This is a genomic window from Lactivibrio alcoholicus (assembly GCF_055390895.1).
In genome coordinates this window covers 1,024,117-1,041,180 of the sequence record NZ_AP042471.1, presented here as the reverse complement: position 1 = coordinate 1,041,180, position 17,064 = coordinate 1,024,117, and the positions used below count along the sequence as shown (strand labels likewise).

General features: G+C 61.5%; 9 protein-coding genes and 1 CRISPR repeat array. Of the genes, 5 read left to right on the top strand and 4 right to left on the bottom strand.

Annotation, left to right across the window (positions count from 1 at the left end):
- Nucleotides 1-190 precede the first annotated feature (190 nt).
- On the top strand, nucleotides 191-910 hold the full coding sequence (locus tag ACZ5IU_RS04980) for a FadR/GntR family transcriptional regulator (RefSeq protein ID WP_464421088.1): 720 nt from the start codon (nucleotides 191-193) through the stop codon (nucleotides 908-910).
- 148 nt (nucleotides 911-1,058) lie between these two features.
- Nucleotides 1,059-4,448: a CRISPR direct-repeat array (repeat unit 37 nt; unit sequence GCTTCAACGGAGCCGAGACATTACGTCTCGGTGGAAC).
- Between the two features lie 182 nt (nucleotides 4,449-4,630).
- Here ACZ5IU_RS04980 and csb2 read toward each other — a convergent pair.
- Genes csb2 through cas3g form a run of 4 tightly spaced genes read right to left on the bottom strand, consistent with a single transcriptional unit; the run spans nucleotide 4,631 to nucleotide 12,125 of the window.
- Complete coding sequence (csb2, locus tag ACZ5IU_RS04975; protein ID WP_464421087.1) at nucleotides 4,631-6,061, bottom strand: type I-G CRISPR-associated protein Csb2; 1,431 nt, start codon at nucleotides 6,059-6,061, stop codon at nucleotides 4,631-4,633.
- A gap of 5 nt (nucleotides 6,062-6,066) precedes the next feature.
- Entirely contained in the window at nucleotides 6,067-7,206 is a 1,140-nt protein-coding gene (cas7g, locus tag ACZ5IU_RS04970; protein ID WP_464421086.1) for a type I-G CRISPR-associated RAMP protein Csb1/Cas7g, read from the bottom strand.
- Between the two features lie 48 nt (nucleotides 7,207-7,254).
- Nucleotides 7,255-9,621 (bottom strand): type I-G CRISPR-associated protein Cas8g1/Csx17, encoded by a 2,367-nt coding sequence (cas8g1, locus tag ACZ5IU_RS04965; protein WP_464421085.1) that lies wholly within the window; start codon nucleotides 9,619-9,621, stop codon nucleotides 7,255-7,257.
- On the bottom strand, nucleotides 9,618-12,125 hold the full coding sequence (cas3g, locus tag ACZ5IU_RS04960) for a type I-G CRISPR-associated helicase/endonuclease Cas3g (RefSeq protein ID WP_464421084.1): 2,508 nt from the start codon (nucleotides 12,123-12,125) through the stop codon (nucleotides 9,618-9,620). The genes cas8g1 and cas3g overlap by 4 nt, the downstream gene beginning before the upstream one ends.
- Before the next feature lie 222 nt (nucleotides 12,126-12,347).
- Here cas3g and ACZ5IU_RS04955 point away from each other — a divergent pair, with 222 nt between their 5' ends.
- From ACZ5IU_RS04955 to ACZ5IU_RS04940, 4 genes are all read left to right on the top strand, one after another.
- A complete protein-coding gene (locus tag ACZ5IU_RS04955; protein ID WP_464421083.1) occupies nucleotides 12,348-13,706 on the top strand; it encodes a helix-turn-helix transcriptional regulator in 1,359 nt (452 codons plus the stop codon).
- 175 nt (nucleotides 13,707-13,881) lie between these two features.
- Nucleotides 13,882-14,154 (top strand): helix-turn-helix domain-containing protein, encoded by a 273-nt coding sequence (locus ACZ5IU_RS04950; RefSeq protein ID WP_464421082.1) that lies wholly within the window; start codon nucleotides 13,882-13,884, stop codon nucleotides 14,152-14,154.
- Between the two features lie 118 nt (nucleotides 14,155-14,272).
- Nucleotides 14,273-15,622: a hypothetical protein gene (locus tag ACZ5IU_RS04945; RefSeq protein ID WP_464421081.1), complete on the top strand. Its 1,350-nt coding sequence runs from the start codon at nucleotides 14,273-14,275 to the stop codon at nucleotides 15,620-15,622.
- An 18-nt stretch (nucleotides 15,623-15,640) separates the two neighbouring features.
- Nucleotides 15,641-17,035 (top strand): hypothetical protein, encoded by a 1,395-nt coding sequence (locus ACZ5IU_RS04940; RefSeq protein ID WP_464421080.1) that lies wholly within the window; start codon nucleotides 15,641-15,643, stop codon nucleotides 17,033-17,035.
- Nucleotides 17,036-17,064: the final 29 nt, after the last annotated feature.

The following is a 17,064-nucleotide window of genomic DNA, read 5'->3' as shown; positions in this document are numbered from 1 at the left end:
TTAACCACGTGGTTGAACGTGGTTTACCAAGCTCGTCTGAAAAGATTGTATCATCATTCTTTACAGGATCAAGACGCCACGGGATGTTTTTTTCGGGATAATCGGTGTATATCGTATTCGCGAACGCAAGGCGACTCCGGGGCAGGTGGGCGGCGTGAACCCAAAACGCAGAGAAGTGCTTGAAATATTGATGAATCTGATACAGTCCGGTGAAATCGTCCGGGATGGAAAGCTGCTCCCCGAGCGGGAGATCGCGGCTCGTCTCGATATGTCGCGATCCGTGGTGCGGGAGGCTCTGATCGGCCTCGAAACCCTCGGTGCGCTCGATGTCCGGGAGCGACAGGGGATTTTCGTGAAGAGGGCCGATCTTCAGGAGGTCTCCCTCGGACTCGACCAGATGCGTCTCGCGCCGAGCCGAAGTCTGCCGCAGATCATGGAGATGCGCTACATCCTCGAGGTTCCGGCGACGATCCTCGCGGCGCGCAGACGGAACGACGGCGACGTGGCGAACCTGCGGGACTGTCTCGAACGGCTCGAAGCGATCCAGAAGCGCCGCGGCCCCGAGGAGGGGCCGCAGGGGGCGTACTGGAACACCATCCTTCACGCGACGATCATCCAGGCGACGGGCAACCTGGTCTACTCGCGCCTGTTCGAAGGCCTCGTCTCCGTGATGGAGAAGGCGATCGCGTCGCTCCGGATGCGGTATATGTCGTTCCCCGAAGAGGCGCGCGGCGAAAGGATCCTCGAACAGCACCGCTGCCTCGTGGCCGCGATCATCGACCGCGACGAGGATTCGGCCCGGAAGACGATCGTCGAGCATCTCACGCTGACCGCGCACAATTTCATGGAACAGGGCGAAATGGAATCCATGCCGTCGGTGTTCGACGGGAAGGAACGGCCGCCGTTCTAGGGGAGGCGGCGGGCGCAACGATTGGAATTGACGCACACGCGCGGAGCGGGCGGCGGAATTTCGCCGCTCGCTCCGCGCGCTTCAATGGGGCCGGACATGACGTCTCGGTGGAACAGGACATACCGACGCACTGCCAGAGATGCGACGGGCTTCAACGGAGCCGAGACATGACGTCTCGGTGGAACTCACGTACAAATCGGGGTACGGCGACTCTGCGACGCTTCAACGGAGCCGAGACATAACGTCTCGGTGGAACCCGGAGCGACGATGCGGAGATACGCGAAATGGCCGTGCTTCAACGGAGCCGAGACAAGACGTCTCGGTGGAACTGCGATGTCGCCGACCTTCTTCCCTCCGACCGGGCCCTTCAACGGAGCCGAGACATTACGTCTCGGTGGAACATCGCGCTCCGCATTTCCCGAATCGTCGCCTCACGCTTCAACGGAGCCGAGACATTACGTCTCGGTGGAACGCGGCCCGTCTCTGGCGCGTGACGGTCGACGTGAAGCTTCAACGGAGCCGAGACATTACGTCTCGGTGGAACCGGTGACGAGTATCGATCACCACTACAAGGACTGGCTTCAACGGAGCCGAGACATTACGTCTCGGTGGAACTTGAAAGTGACCTCCAACGACCGGAACCAGCCATCGCTTCAACGGAGCCGAGACATTACGTCTCGGTGGAACGGCATGATCGGCTCGGGATCATGGGCTGGCGCGAGCTTCAACGGAGCCGAGACATTACGTCTCGGTGGAACTTGCGAGATCGAGCCGTATCCGTGCGAAATACTGGGCTTCAACGGAGCCGAGACATTACGTCTCGGTGGAACCGGGGCAAGGGGTCGAAGTCACATACGACCCTGCGCTTCAACGGAGCCGAGACATTACGTCTCGGTGGAACGCAGGGACCGGATGCCGATACGATCGACTATGGTGCTTCAACGGAGCCGAGACATTACGTCTCGGTGGAACCCGTCACGTCGGCTCCCGTCGCGCGCGGCATCTGGCTTCAACGGAGCCGAGACATTACGTCTCGGTGGAACGGATGCGTCCGAACCAGTCGACCCGACCCCGTATGCTTCAACGGAGCCGAGACATTACGTCTCGGTGGAACGGATGCGTCCGAACCAGTCGACCCGACCCCGTATGCTTCAACGGAGCCGAGACATTACGTCTCGGTGGAACTCCACGTGATGCTGTAAGTACGCTGGACGAGGACGCTTCAACGGAGCCGAGACATTACGTCTCGGTGGAACCTTGATGTTCCCAAGCCCACGCCGGTACTGTCGTGCTTCAACGGAGCCGAGACATTACGTCTCGGTGGAACTCCCCCGCCGCCCATATAAATCCACGGGGAGCCGGCTTCAACGGAGCCGAGACATTACGTCTCGGTGGAACCCGTGGCGAGCGGCGCGACCGGAAGATCATCCAGGCTTCAACGGAGCCGAGACATTACGTCTCGGTGGAACAGTTGACGCCGCAGTCAGCTACGTCCACGAGGTTGCTTCAACGGAGCCGAGACATTACGTCTCGGTGGAACGCCGGTCATGACCTTTCCTCCCGCGCATTTTCGCGCTTCAACGGAGCCGAGACATTACGTCTCGGTGGAACGGCGAGGATATGAACGTTGGAGCCATGCGAGCGGCGCTTCAACGGAGCCGAGACATTACGTCTCGGTGGAACGCGGGTACCAATTAACCATGATTACATCGTCAAGGCTTCAACGGAGCCGAGACATTACGTCTCGGTGGAACATTGGATGTGCAGCTAATACAGCCCCCAACGGGGCGCTTCAACGGAGCCGAGACATTACGTCTCGGTGGAACCAGACTGCGCCTTGTAATATGCGGCAGATGCAGCGCTTCAACGGAGCCGAGACATTACGTCTCGGTGGAACGTCACCCCCATTGCCCCGACAATATCCATAACGTCGCTTCAACGGAGCCGAGACATTACGTCTCGGTGGAACACGCCCGATATATCCTGCCCGAAGCGATGATGTCGCTTCAACGGAGCCGAGACATTACGTCTCGGTGGAACTCCCGTTCGATCCGAAGTGCGAACACCTCGTCGAAGCTTCAACGGAGCCGAGACATTACGTCTCGGTGGAACAAGATCCTTGTATTGGCAGGTTCGCAGGGTTCCATGCTTCAACGGAGCCGAGACATTACGTCTCGGTGGAACCGTGAGCAAGATGGGAGCCTACGCGCACGAGAACGCTTCAACGGAGCCGAGACATTACGTCTCGGTGGAACGTGTGCCCCCGCCATGTCCCGGGGCATCCCTCGTGCTTCAACGGAGCCGAGACATTACGTCTCGGTGGAACCACATCAAGGCGCACATCATCACCCCTCGAAGAAGCTTCAACGGAGCCGAGACATTACGTCTCGGTGGAACGGCGCCTGGGCGGTCGGAAACGACCGGCGAACGGGGCTTCAACGGAGCCGAGACATTACGTCTCGGTGGAACCGTTTGCCGCAAGCACCAGTTCTCCGGTACCCTGGCTTCAACGGAGCCGAGACATTACGTCTCGGTGGAACCGGGGATTCAGGTGAAGGGTACATACGCATCGCGGCTTCAACGGAGCCGAGACATTACGTCTCGGTGGAACTTCCAACAGTAATTGATAATATCAATGCTAGTATGCTTCAACGGAGCCGAGACATTACGTCTCGGTGGAACGACGCGCTATGTCAGCAGCGTCAAGCGGGTCTGGGCTTCAACGGAGCCGAGACATTACGTCTCGGTGGAACACCGCGCGGATTGCAGGGAGAGCCTGGAATACAGGCTTCAACGGAGCCGAGACATTACGTCTCGGTGGAACCCTGCCTTGGCAAACTTCTCATGCGTCTTTTCTTGCTTCAACGGAGCCGAGACATTACGTCTCGGTGGAACGCAGCGGGCAATCGATGTTGCGCCAGTACAGCGGGCTTCAACGGAGCCGAGACATTACGTCTCGGTGGAACCCGGGAAGGCTCCGGTCTGTATCTCTCTCATGGGGGCTTCAACGGAGCCGAGACATTACGTCTCGGTGGAACGGAGTCGCGGGAGTCGTCCCCCACGTCACTTCCGGCTTCAACGGAGCCGAGACATTACGTCTCGGTGGAACACGTGCGGGTTGTCCCGTCCGCAAGCGCGACGCGGCTTCAACGGAGCCGAGACATTACGTCTCGGTGGAACTGGAGCAGATACGTTCCCGCCTCGTTCCGTTCCAGCTTCAACGGAGCCGAGACATTACGTCTCGGTGGAACTTCACCGGAGGCGTCGTGATCACGGGAGAAGGCGTGCTTCAACGGAGCCGAGACATTACGTCTCGGTGGAACAAGGAACGTCGTCCCGTCGAGCGCCTTGTACCCCTGCTTCAACGGAGCCGAGACATTACGTCTCGGTGGAACGGGAACGCTATGTGTGCGGCGTATGTAGAGTACGCGCTTCAACGGAGCCGAGACATTACGTCTCGGTGGAACTTCCCGAAACGGCTCCTCGCTCTCAAGCATCGTCGCTTCAACGGAGCCGAGACATTACGTCTCGGTGGAACCGCACCTATCATTGCCCGTGTTTTTGCATGACTTCCCGCTTCGATTTGCGCGAACCAGCCGTCTAGGGTATTTCCGCAGCGTTCTCATTGTCGTCTTCTTCCTCCGCAATACAGTCTACATCGGGTTTTGCGTTCTGCGCGGACCCACCGGGAATCTCCGTCTGCTTGGGGTCCGCGCAAAATCACGCCATCTTCAGCCGGATGCGGTCGCTCGTGAAAAGCCCGAGGCCGAAGTGCCCGAGATTTCCGAGCGCGAAGGGGCCGCGGACGGGCTCCGCGAATTCGATCCGGAAGCCGTACCCGCTCGCGGGCGCGGATCCCTTGCGGCTTCGTACGAACCGCCACCACCCGATCGTCGATCCTCTCGCCTCCGCGCCGGGAACGGCGGCGACCGATAGCGGTTCGGGGAGGCCGTTCATGACGCACTCGCGCCGGACTTCGCCGGCGATCCATTCCGAAAAGTCGCCGCGGCCCTTCCGGTAGTGCCGAGCTGTCACGAACGGGGTCGCGCTTGTCCACACGGTGTCTTTCCACTCCTCCGGCCCCCCGTCCTCGAAACATCCCGTCAGGACGAGCCGGAGGTCGTCGTTTCCGTCGAACCGGCGAACCTTCCGGAGCGCGTCGATGGCGCGCAGTTCGCTGTCATCGAACGGATCGCGGCACCGGACGATGATGTGGTCGATCCGTCCGTCGCCGTCGCGGTCCATCGGGAGGAAGAACGCATGCCGGTGTCCTTCGAGCGGCGTTCCATCCTGCTTCTTTCCGCTGAACCTTTCGGAAACGAGCGCCGGATCGCCGCCGAGCGTATTCCTATGACAGCTCATGAGCGCCGTGCGAACGCGCTCCGCGACCTTGACGGCGTCCTCGACTCGCGGTTGCACGTTCGAGAAGACCGTGTAGAGCGCAGCCCTCACAACAGGATCGTTTGCCGCTTTCCGAATCGGCGGAGGCGTTTCCGGAGGGAGCGCATACGTGACGAACCGGAGGCCAGGGTGCCTGCTCCAGCCCTCTTTCAGGATCTCCTTCGTTCCCATTCGGATCATGCCGTCCCAGTCGAGGGCGCCTTCCGGAATCGAGTCCGGTTCCACGGGACAGGCGACGCGGATCGTCGCTTCGCGCCCGTCGCCGCTTTCGGGAAATGCGTTCCATTCCGGATCCGGCGCGTCCTGTTCCATGAGCCGCGCGCAGACGAGGGATTCGGACCGCCCGAGATAGGGGAGGCGTTCGAGCAATGACGCGAGGTCGACCCGAACCTCGTTGTCCGGCTCCGGGTCGAACCCCAGGAAAACGGGCGTCTCCGGGTTCACGACGACGAAGGCGTCGAAGACCTTGTTCTTGTCGCCAGAGTCCCTTTCGTTCGCCGAATACCAGCATCTGACGTGCGACCGGCGGGATGGGGGAAGGGACATCTTCGGCGGTCGCGCAAGAGCGCGCAGAACCCGCCCGAGCCTGTCTTCGGCAAGTTCGGGCGCCCTCCGCTGCCGGACGTCGACGAGCGCACGGACGAGACGCCACGGGGACGGAGGCCACTCGGCCTCGCCTTCGTTGACGTTGCGCCCCCATTGCGTGGCGTGGTAGCGCCCGGTCGTGAACCGAAGTTCAATGACGAGCATCGCGATCATTGCTCCTCGTCGTCGTTGCCGGCTTCCTGGTCGTCCGTCTCCTCGCCTTCGGCCGCCGCCGTTTTTGCCTTTGCCTTTTTGGTCATTGTCTCGACGTCCGTCGGAGAAGCGGCGAACAGACCGTTTTCGCTGCACTCGTTTATCTTTTCGACGACGTTTTGCTCAAGAACGGTCAAATCAGGAATGACGAGTCCTTTCGGTTCACGAACGGCGATTTCTTCGGTCATACGCAGGTCGCAGGCCGTTCTGAGGCGCAGCCCGTTCTCCAGAAAGAAGCGGATTTTGTAGAACGCGAGGTTCACGAGAAGATTGAAGGCGCACTCCGGGAGCCCGAATCCGCGAAGAAGATCGAGGTCGAGGTTGAAGAACGCCGTTATGCGTTCGGCCGTGTATTCGATTCTGTGGAAAATGACATTCCCGTATACGTCGGTCGATTCGGTACGTTGCGCGACCCAGTTGCGGCTGAGCTGCAGCGGGTCGGATTTCACCCCTCCGGAGTGCGCCTCCCGGACGTTCGTCGCCTCGATGAAGGCCGTCAACGCGCGCGGCGTGCGGATCCGGTTCTCGATTCCGACGAGAAAGAGGCCGTGCAGCAGCGCATTGGCGTCGTACCTGAAGATGGCGTTGGCGATTCTCTTCTGGTCCATGAGAACGGGTTTGGGCTCGTTGCCTTCCGCTTCCTCGCCTTTCTTCGCTTTTTTCTTTCCTCCTCTTTTGGCGCATCCCATCGTAGTACTGAGCGTGTCCGCGAGAAACACTTTCGTGCCTTTGATCGTTCCTCCGAGAATCCACGGCGAGTTGAGCCGGTGCGGTTCGATCAGCGAGTTCGTGAACATCTGCGGTTCTCCGTCGGCAAAGACGCGGACATACGACAATCCCCTGAACGCCGGTTTGAGATCCCTGTCTTCGAGGAGCGCGGCCTCCAGACGGTTTGCCATCGACTGGACCGATTCCACGAGGATCTTCCGCGTCCCGTCCGGAAGCGTGTAGATTGCCGCTCCGAGGTCGGCGAAGCCCGTTGGTTGAAAGCGGTCCCCCTGAAGAGGGGTGAGCGCGACATCGAGCAGGATGCGACGCCTGTCCTTCACGATGTCGTCAAACCAGTTCCCTTTGTTGCTTTTCGTCAGATCGGACATGGGACACCTCCATCTTTCGATTCTTCCGGTCCGTTGTCGGGCCTTGGATCATGCGTTGCGGGTGTTGTCGTCTTTCTGCGGCGCGAGGACGGTTTTCGTCATTCTTTTAATTGTCCGGTTGTCGAGAGGGAACGCGAGCGCCGCCGCGAGGCGCACGGGGTCCACCGCCTCTCCGATCGTGAGCGGCAGCGGTTTCAGCCCCGAAATGCAGAGGCGCCGCACCGCGAGGTCGAGCGCCTCGTCCGTCCGTCCGGCGGTCAGAAGCGGCAGGATCCGGGGTTCGCGTTTGAAAACGGTCGAACAGGCGCCGTTCGGGTGATACAGGAGCTTGAACAGGCCGTAGAGGCGGGAAAATGGCCTTCCGGATGGCTGAATGTTCCATTTCTTCGACAGGGAACGGAAGGTGTCGTCGTCGTCTTCCTTTTCGTGATTCTTCGTTCCGGGCCGGCGGATCCACAGGAAACCCCACAGGTATTCCTCGATCCGCTCGTCGTCCGTTTCGCCCCGCAGAAAGAGCATGACGTCCTCGATGCCGGCGGCGAGGTTCGCTTTGAGTGGGATCCCCTGAAAGCCGAGGCGCGCGGCGTCGAGCAGACGCCTCGAAAGGAGACCGGCGATGAGATCGGGGAAGCTCGCGCCGTTCCGGCGCAGCGGGGAGTTCTTTCCCCATGAGCGGGGATTGTCTGCGTCGACGCCGGAGAGCGTCGTGCGGATCGTCCCGACGTCCTCCGACGAGGTGATCGATGCGAGCGACGCCGCCAGTCGAATCTCGGGCGTTCCGTCGTCGCACAGTCCGATCCATTCGGGGGAGAGCGTGCCCCCGAACGGCCGATCCGGTTTTTTCTCGGGCGAGTTCTGGAGCGCCACGTATTTCTCGAGACGCCCGTACGCGCGGATGAGGCCGCCGAAATGACGAGGCTCGGGGAATTGCGCGCACGTGAACGTGGCGTTCTCTATCCGGTTTCTAATTTCTTCGAGAGCGGCGGGAGTCGACTTGAGCTTCCGGACGTATTTTCTCAATGCGGATGAGATTTCGTCCGTTTCGGAAAGAATGGAGACATTCCGCTCGTCTCGGACTTTGAAACTCCCCAGAGGGACTGCGACGAAACTTCTTCCCCGCCGTCTGAGATATGCGTATCGTTCGAAGGAAGCGATCCCGCGGTCGACGCCGAGCGTCGATACTGCGCGCGCGAAGTCCGTTCCTGTTCGCGCCTGACGTCGCTTCACGGAATCGTCTCTTGAGGAATCGTTGTGACCGGACGTTCTCCGCCGCTCGACGGAGGCGCGCCCTTCCGCGAATAATCGACGTGTCTCGGTGTAACGAGCGAAATTTTTCCATATCGGGAGCCAGACTTCATATTTCGGTGTTTTGTCTTTCTCCTCTTGCAGGGCCTGCTCTGATTCCGAAAGTCGTGCAAAAAAAGGCGCGCTTAGCCCGATCTGCGAATACCCTTCTCTTCCGCTCGCGGATGTCGCAAAAAATGGGCAGCCTTCCAGCATCAGGATATAGTCCCAAGGATTCGTTCGAACGTTCTCTTCCTCGACGCCCTCTCCCTGATTGACTCCTCCTGCCGCTCCAGGGGCGAAAAAGCCCATCTTTGTTTTGGGCAAGCCGCGAACTGTTTCTGCGAACAAAGCGCCTCGGAGGCGTGTTTCACGACCTTCGCTTTTTGTATCGATAAGAACGGAGACACATTGCTGCATGAAGTTCAGGGAAAACTCCATGTTCCCGTCGTTTCCACCGGAAAGGAGGAACGGCGATGTCTTCGTTTCCCGGGAGGAAAGAGAAAACGCGGCGTCGAGCCATTCCAGGGACGCATCCGGCATCGTGGATCGCCATACCTGTAAAAGCATTTCTTTATTGCTGTTAAGTATATCATCAGAGTATTTTTTTCTTATATTTTCTATTAGTTTTATACTCTTATTTGGCGTACTTGACTCGCTGCAAGTTGTAGACTCCAATGAAGATATTATTTTATTGTATTCATCTATTTTCTTTTTGTTATTAAATGTTGATACAATATCTTTGAGTTGACGAATGAGATCACCGACACTCCCGGAGAGGTATGGCGTTTCCGGAAGAGAACGAATGACTTCGATAATCTCTGCGTATTGTGAGAATCGCGGATTTTCCCTTTCGGCGAGGATGCGATCAGGCGCATCGTCGTTCGTGTAGAATCTGCTTCCTTTATTCCACGGAGCGACGAACGGCGTCGGGGCGTACTCGTCCCGAAAGAAACGGACGAGGGCGGCTTCGTCGAATTCTTCCCGCGAAGGCGAGAGGACGAAGACCCCGTCTTTCCAGCACGCCGTCACCTTCGGGTCGACCTGAGTCGCCAGGATTCTGAAGACGCCGAGCGCCTTGAGGTACCCCGCCATCGGGCGCGGTTCGCAGCCGGAGAGCGTGATCGTCATCTCTGGTCCCCCCTTTCGTCCGCAGCGGCGCTTGCGCGTCTGTCGGCGCTCCGAAGCAGGGCTTCGAGGTAGGCCAGCCGGAAGGGGCCGAACGCGTCGAGAAGCTCCTCGGTTCTCGACGTCCAGCTCGGGCCGCGCTCTCCCTCGCCCAGCTCCATGACAGAAAGATTCAGCTCAAGTCCCGGAAAGCCGGCGCCGCCGCCGAGCGAAACCGCCGGAAGTGTGTCCCCGTCCCAGACGCCCCGCGCGAATCTGGAGGCGGGATCGGGCGGGCGCTTTTCGTCAGGAAAGGATCTGAGCGACAGACGGACCTTCCCGTGGTGCGCCGCGGCGAGATACGCCGCGAGATCGTTCAGGATCGTCTCGCCTTCGGGGTGCGTCTCGAGGATTGCGAGCGCGGAGGCGAGTTCGTGCCGGAAGCCGGGGCGTTCGTACCGGAGGCGTTTTCCCGTCTTCTCGCCGGGGCTCTTCGCCCAGACGGTTCCGGCCGGGGCGTCCTCGGGCGGCGTCTTCCCGTCCGTGATGGCCTTCCGGTAGACGGGATGGGCCTTTCCGACATCGTGGAACCTCGCCGCGCTCATGAGTGCGCTCGTGACGTCTGGGGCTTCGCAGGAAGAAGCGACAGGCATTTCGAGTCGTCCCATGCCTTCGAGAATGGCGCGAAGCTCTTCCACGACGCGATCCGTATGTTCGGCGAGGGTGCTCCATCGTCCTTCGGCCAAGGGGTCGTCGTCGTTTCCCTCTTCGGCGCGACCCTCTTGTGGGGCGATGTCGAATGACGGCGTGCCCGAAGACTTTCCGGTCCATCCGAGCGTCGCGTCGTATCCGCCGTTTGCTTTATCGAGCATGAGCGTCATTCCGGGAGCGGGGTGTGTGCATGAAACCCATTTCCGGTCGATCACATCCCAGAGCCGGGCGTTCCATTTATTCTTCGGGTCGCGAATGTCGCCGAGCGGCGCGGAACACAACTCGTCCCGTTCGGGCTGCGGTTCTTCGGAGGATGGCTCCTTTCCGGCGAGGTCTCTCCAGAAGACATGGACGTTGAGTTCTTCGGAGTCGCGGATGAAGCGGGAGACGTCCGTATCGAGGCCGGTCAGGTCGGGCGTCGTGTCGAAGAAGTCCCGGAGGTCCTTGCGTCGCAGGACGAACGAATACGCGAACGGTTCGCGGATTTTCGGCAAAGACGACGGGGCGGCGTTTTTTCCTTCGAGCAGTTCCAGCTGCGTACGCGCGGCCGCTATCGCGGCGGCTTCGTACGGCGCCGCCCACGACGCGTCGGACGACGGTTTCTTTTTCTTCCCCTGCGAATCCGCGAAGCGGGACGGACCCGTTTCGATCCAGTAGATTTCGGCGGGGTCGTCCGGGCCGAACTCGCCGAACCGGGCGTTCCGACCGAACCGTTGGACCAACGACGACCACGGAGCGATGTCGGTGATCAGAAGGCGGGAGGAGATATTGACGCCGGCTTCGATAACCTGCGTCGCGACGACGATCGTTCCGTTCTCCGACGGTTCCGCGACGGCTGCTTTGAACGCGGCGTCGCGCTCCGGCGGACGGAAACGGGAATGCAGGAGGCAGACGGCCGGAACGCTCTTTCCGTCTTCGCCCGCAGTATTCGTTCTGTCCACGAGCCGCCCGTAGATGTCCTGCGCCCGCTTGACGCGATTGACGACGACGAGAGTCCGTGTTCCGGGCCTGTGGCGCGCGAGTGCAAATTCCGCGATGGCCTCCGGGTCGTCTCCGCTGAACGGAGCTTTTCTGAGGATCTTGCGCGCTCCGCTCCGTTTCACGACTTCCGGAACGCGTTCGTCTTCTTCCGTGAGCGACATCGTCGACAGCGTTTCGAGCCGGGGTGTGAAGTCGACGGTTCCGAGCCGTTTGCGGTCGAGGGTCGCGCTCATCCAGAGGGTGCGGTGTGGACGCGCGGTCCCGAGCGTCCGTCTGAAGGCGTCGAGTTGCGTGGTCGTCGCGAGTCCCGGTCCCATGAGCTGGATTTCGTCGAGCACCCAGAGACAGTCGTTGTTCAGGAGTCCGAAGTGGATCGGCCACTTGTAGCGGCTCATGGCGTATCCCCGGCAGAGCGCCCGGGAAAGAAGCTGGTCCTGGGTTCCGACGAGAACGGCGGATCGTTCCGGGGTCGTCTCCCATGTCTCGTCGATGTCGCCGCCCATGAGCCGGTGGACCGTCGGGAGGTCCGACGCATCTTCCGATACGGCGCCGAGATTTCGTATCCATTCCACGATGGAGGCCGCGGTCTGTTCCACGAGAACGCGCGTCGGGAGCGTGAAGACAAGGCGTCCGGGAGCGTCGGTGTCACGGAGGAGCCTGCGGAAGATCCACGCGAGGACGACCGCGGCGGTTTTCCCGAGCCCCGTGGGTATTTCGAGAAGATCGGGCCATTTCGACATCGGCGTTTCGGCAAACCGTTTCTGGTATGGGAAAGGAGTTTTTCCGGTCGCTATGCGAAAGAAGTCTTCGTAGTGAATTTCTGCATTGTGGAGCATCACGCCTCGCCCCCTGCGGTCATTCACGATTTTTTTCTTGAGTGACATGAAAGGATTCAACACGAGATTTAATAATCAAATCTATCAGGAATCTGGATACAGAATAGTCTTTCGACGTGATAAACGCAAGCAGGAGGAGTTCTTTCGTTGGTGAGAGCGTGTTTTCGAGTGATATGATACAAATTGCCGGAGTGGTGCAACGCCGAAAGGGGAGAATCGTCCGTGACGAAGTCCGGGGCTTTCGGGGCCGCACTTGGGTTTGGCCTGCTGTACGCGTGGATGGAAACGCTCGCCGTTCGTCTCGCAGCGGGGGCGACGTCTGCGTCTTCACCCGGCGCGCCGCTCTTTCTCGCCTGCCTTGCGCTCACGCTGTTCGTGTCGGGTGCGTCCTCGCTCCAGCCGTTCATCGAACGCTTCCGGAGAGAGCTTTCGATTGCCGGATGCGTCCTCATGTCCTCGACGCCCATCCTTCTCGCCGCGACCGGTTTTCTGCCGCCCGCGCCGTCCTCGGTCTTTTCGTCCGTCGCCCTCGCCTTAGGCGGCGTCGGAACCGCCCTGCTGCTGTGCCGGTGGGGGATTCTTCTGAGCGCGTTCGAACCGGACGATATCGCCGTCGCCTTCGGCGTCTCTCCGTTCGTTCCGGTCATTGCCGCGGCAGTCGCCGGCGGCGCGCTTCTCGTCGCCGCGCCGCCCGTCGCGCTGTACCTTCTCGTGAAGATTTCCGCGACCGGGGGCGACGCATCGCCCCTTCCGCGCGACGTCCCCCTTTTCGATCTCGCGCTCATGCTCTTCTGCCTCCATCTTGCGATCGGCGCACTGTCGCCCCTCACTGAGGGCGGCGCCGGAGTCCCGGGGTGGAGCGTCTGGATCCATCCGCTCGCGACGGCGTTCGCCGCGCTCGTCTTCCTCTTTCACCGGAACGCGGATCTTCCAGGGTTCTACCGAACCGCCCTTCCGGTCGTCGGAGCGGCGCTCTTCCTGTTGGGGTTTTTCCCCGACAGCCGGACCACGGCCGTTCTCGCCGGGGGCGGGACGGCCCTTCTCGAACTCTACGCGTGGCTGCTGCTGATGCATGTCGCGTCCGCTTCGGGCGCAAGGAGAGGCGTCGTTGTCGCGCGCGGCCTGTTTGTCATCGTGTGCGCGACGGTCGCCGCGTCGATGTCCGCGGGCGCAGCGGACGGACGGCTTGCGGCGTTCGCGTTTCCGCTCGCGATCCTCGTCGCGCTCTTCGCCGCGTGGAAGCGCTGCGGGAGGATCCTTCTCCTGCAGCTGGACGCCTCGATCCCGCTCCGGAACGAGCCTGCCCCCGAGACTGTCCCCGCCGCCGATCCGCCCGAGACCCCCGGGGCACCGGAAATTTCCGATGCCTCCGCCGCGAAGGACGACCGCGACAAGCTCGCGCATTTCGGCCTCACGTCGAGGGAGACGGACGTCGCGCTTCTGCTGCTGCGGGGCTTTCGGGACGCCTCGATCTGCGCCTCGCTCTTCATCTCGCGAAACACCCTCAAATATCACCTCAGGAACATCTACCGGAAGACCGAGACGGGCAACCGCCGCGAACTGCGCGACGTAGTCGGCTGACGCCGCGCCTCCGCGTCCTCTTTCGCGCATCGCCGGAGGGGTGGCGGAAACCACCCCCGGACGGCATACGTCGGGGTGGGGCGGCGCCGTTTCGTTTGCGCTACGATGCGTTCGGAGAACTGCCGGGTGTGTCGGGAACGGAGGAGACGGCGAACGCGAAAGGGAGGTGTCCCGAATGCAGGAAACGAGCGCGTGCGGCCGAACGGTCGCCGGAGAGCCCTCCGATGCGGAGATCCGCATCCGGCTCCAGCTCGAACCCTTCCGGCTGACGAGGCGGGAGGCCGAGATCACGCTGCTGCTGCTCGGCGAGCTGCAACGAAAGGCTATTCTCGAGGCGTGCGGCATCACGAACAACACGCTCAAGAGCCACATCCGCCGGATCTACCGGAAACTGGGGGCGGTCCGCCGGAATGACCTTGCCGGACGCGTGAGGGCGGCGGGGGATTAAAGAAGCGCGAAAAGTCGACCGAGTCGCACTGGCGCTTCAATATGATGCGGACAAAGGGCCTTCTCTGCGGTAGACTGGTGGCGGAAGCGCAATTTGTGCGGAAGGGAGATGGTGGCGGGTGACGTGTCGTCGATCCGTTCTGGCCGTTTTTGTTCTGTGCCTGTGCCTCTTCGCGGTTCCCGCGTCCGCTTTCGGTGCGGATACCGCCTCCGCGGCGCCGAAGAACGAGATCTCGCGCGCGGAGTTCTTTCTCAAAAAGTTCGAGGACAGGCTTTCGCGTTTCCGGGGGCAGTCATTCCGGCTCGGGTACGAGGACCAGGAGGCCCTGAACCGGATCCGGGCGCTCAAGGAAAAGTATCCCGGCGATCCGGCCGTCGAAGCGCTCTTCCGACGGGGGCGCGCCGCCCTCATGAAGAGCAAGGGGGACTTCATAGACATCACCCCCGCGATGCTTGCGTACCGGGAGAACGAGCAGAAGCTCAAGTCTATCTTCGGCCGTCTCGCCGACGAGGAGTGGAAGCGCTTCGCAGAGAGCGTCCTTTCCGGCCCGACGACGATCGCGAAGCCCTTTCCCGCGCCGGACAGGGAGAAGATCTCCCTCGACGAGATCCTGGGCCGCTACGTGATTCTCGACGATTTCGAATACCCCGCGAACCAGTTCGTCGACATCGGGCGCGAGTTCGTCTTCGCCGGGTCGGGGGCGCTCGGATGGTATTTCGTCGAGATCTCGGACAGGAGCTGGCTCGGCCCCTACGAGGCGCTCAAGCGCTATCGGAGGCTCGTGAACCGCGACTTTCCCGAGGGCGGGAAGTGGACGCTTCTCGGCCGGATCTCCGGAATCGAACTCGCCATCCCGCAGGCGGAAAAGACGAAGACAATCGCGCCGCGCTGGGGGTGGGTCGTCGAGCCGGTCGCGATCTATATCCCAGGGATAACGTTCGCGGTGTGCGACGAGACGTCCGGGACGGGCGGCGTCTTCGCCGGAGAGGAACGGATGGAGGAGATCAAGGGCCCGCTCTATACGGTTCGCTCGATCCCGGCCGACGTGACTCCGGAACGGCTCGTCGAGATCCTCGCGACGGCCGTGAAGGAGAAGAATTTCGACCTCTTCCTCGACTGCATCGCTCCGGAGCGGAAGCGAACGCCGAAGGAGCTGTCGCTCGTCCGGTATCACTGGGATCTCCACCTCGAACGCTTCGCGACGTTCTACGTCCACGTCACGACGGACGAGGCGACGGTCGAAACGATCAAGGGCTTTGACTCCGACAACGTACTCGAGGATTTCTTTCTCGACGACGCGCAGAAGAAAAAGGTCCGCGAGATCTCCGGAACGCGCGTCGAACGGGCGACGGTCGTCACGAGGGCGTGGGACGAGCGCGGACGCCAGTACGGATCCCCGAAACCGCACGTCCTCGTCCGGCGGGACGGGGGGCGCTGGAATGTCTATAATTTCGAGCAACCGTTCTAGAGAGGGGAGGGCTCCGGCATGAACGGACGCAACCCGCGATTGCTTGCGGCGACTGTGCTCCTCATATTCCTGCTTCTTCCCGCCGGAGGGGCGGGCGCCGCGAAACCGCAGACGGTGCAGGGGATCATGTCCTCGTGCGAAGCGGACATGAAAACGGGACTCGAAGCGGTGGAACGCCTCCTGAAATCGACGAAGAGGGAAAAGAGCGAGACCGTCGCCGTCTGGGAGGACATCAACGAAAAGAACTTCCTGAAGTTCCGGAGTTCGACGATCGTCGAGTTTTCGGCGCTCCTGAAGGGAAAGACGGATCCCGCCTCGGAGCGGGCTCTGGCGTGGGCCGCCGCGATGGAGTCGTTCACGACCGATCTCCAGTCCGTCGGCGAGGTCGTCGAGCAGCTCCGGAAGATGAATGTCCTCAGGAATCGGATCGAATTCGAGACGGAATATCTCTTCGTCCGGATGGCCGAATTCCAGGAGGAACTCAAGAAAATCGGGCTGACGCTCGACGCCGTGAAAGACGCCGTGGCGGGCGGAACGCTTTCGACGTCGTCGGAACGCGGGACGCTCCTCGGGAAGGCGGACGACGTCCTCAAGGCGCGGAATATGACCGAAATCGTCGTCGAGGCGGTCGATGCAGCCCTCGCCGCGATGGGGAAGGAACTTTCCCCTCCGGAGGAGATCGACAAGCGGATCGCGGCCATTCTCGAGGGGTGGAGCGGCGTCAAGGCGAAGCACCCGGACGTGACGGCCGATCTGACGGACATCCCGCCGCGGTGGGTTCCGCTCGTGAAAAATCAGTGGAACAACCTTCTCGCGGCGAGGAAGAAATTCGACGAGGAAGCGTCGCCGTTCTACTCGGGCGGGCTTGTGCGGGATCTCCCGTTCTTCGGGGCGGCGGGGAGTTCAGGAAGCTCCTATAAGGATGTCGTTCGTCCGGTCCTGGAACTCGAGTTCACGATCCGGGGGATGATCGAGAAGGCGAAGGAGGCGGAGGAAAAACGCCGGACGGACCTCGCGAAGGACGACGAACTCACGCGCGGCGAACTCGCCAGGATCCGGGAACTCGAACGCCTCTACGGCCCCGTCCGGGAGCGGGAGGTCATCACCGCCCTCGAACGAGCCGCCGGAGGCGTTGCGCGCAAGGTCGAACTCCAGCGGCGCATCGACGCGCTCGGCTCCGGGTTCGGGGCGAAAGAGCGCGAGGAGCTGCGGCTTCTCAACGAGTGGAAACACCCGGAGCAGATACCCGCTCGGGACGCCTATTCGGCGTTTTACGAGGGGCGCGCGAAAGCGAACGAGGAGATCTCGGGCATTCTGAAAGCCCACGTCGAGCGCCGGAGGAAGCTCGGTCTCCGTCCGGTCCTCGACGTCGGCGCGTGGAGCAGCTTCCCCGCGGCGAAGAGGAAGCTCTGAACCGCGGGACGCGGACGGTTCCGGACCTC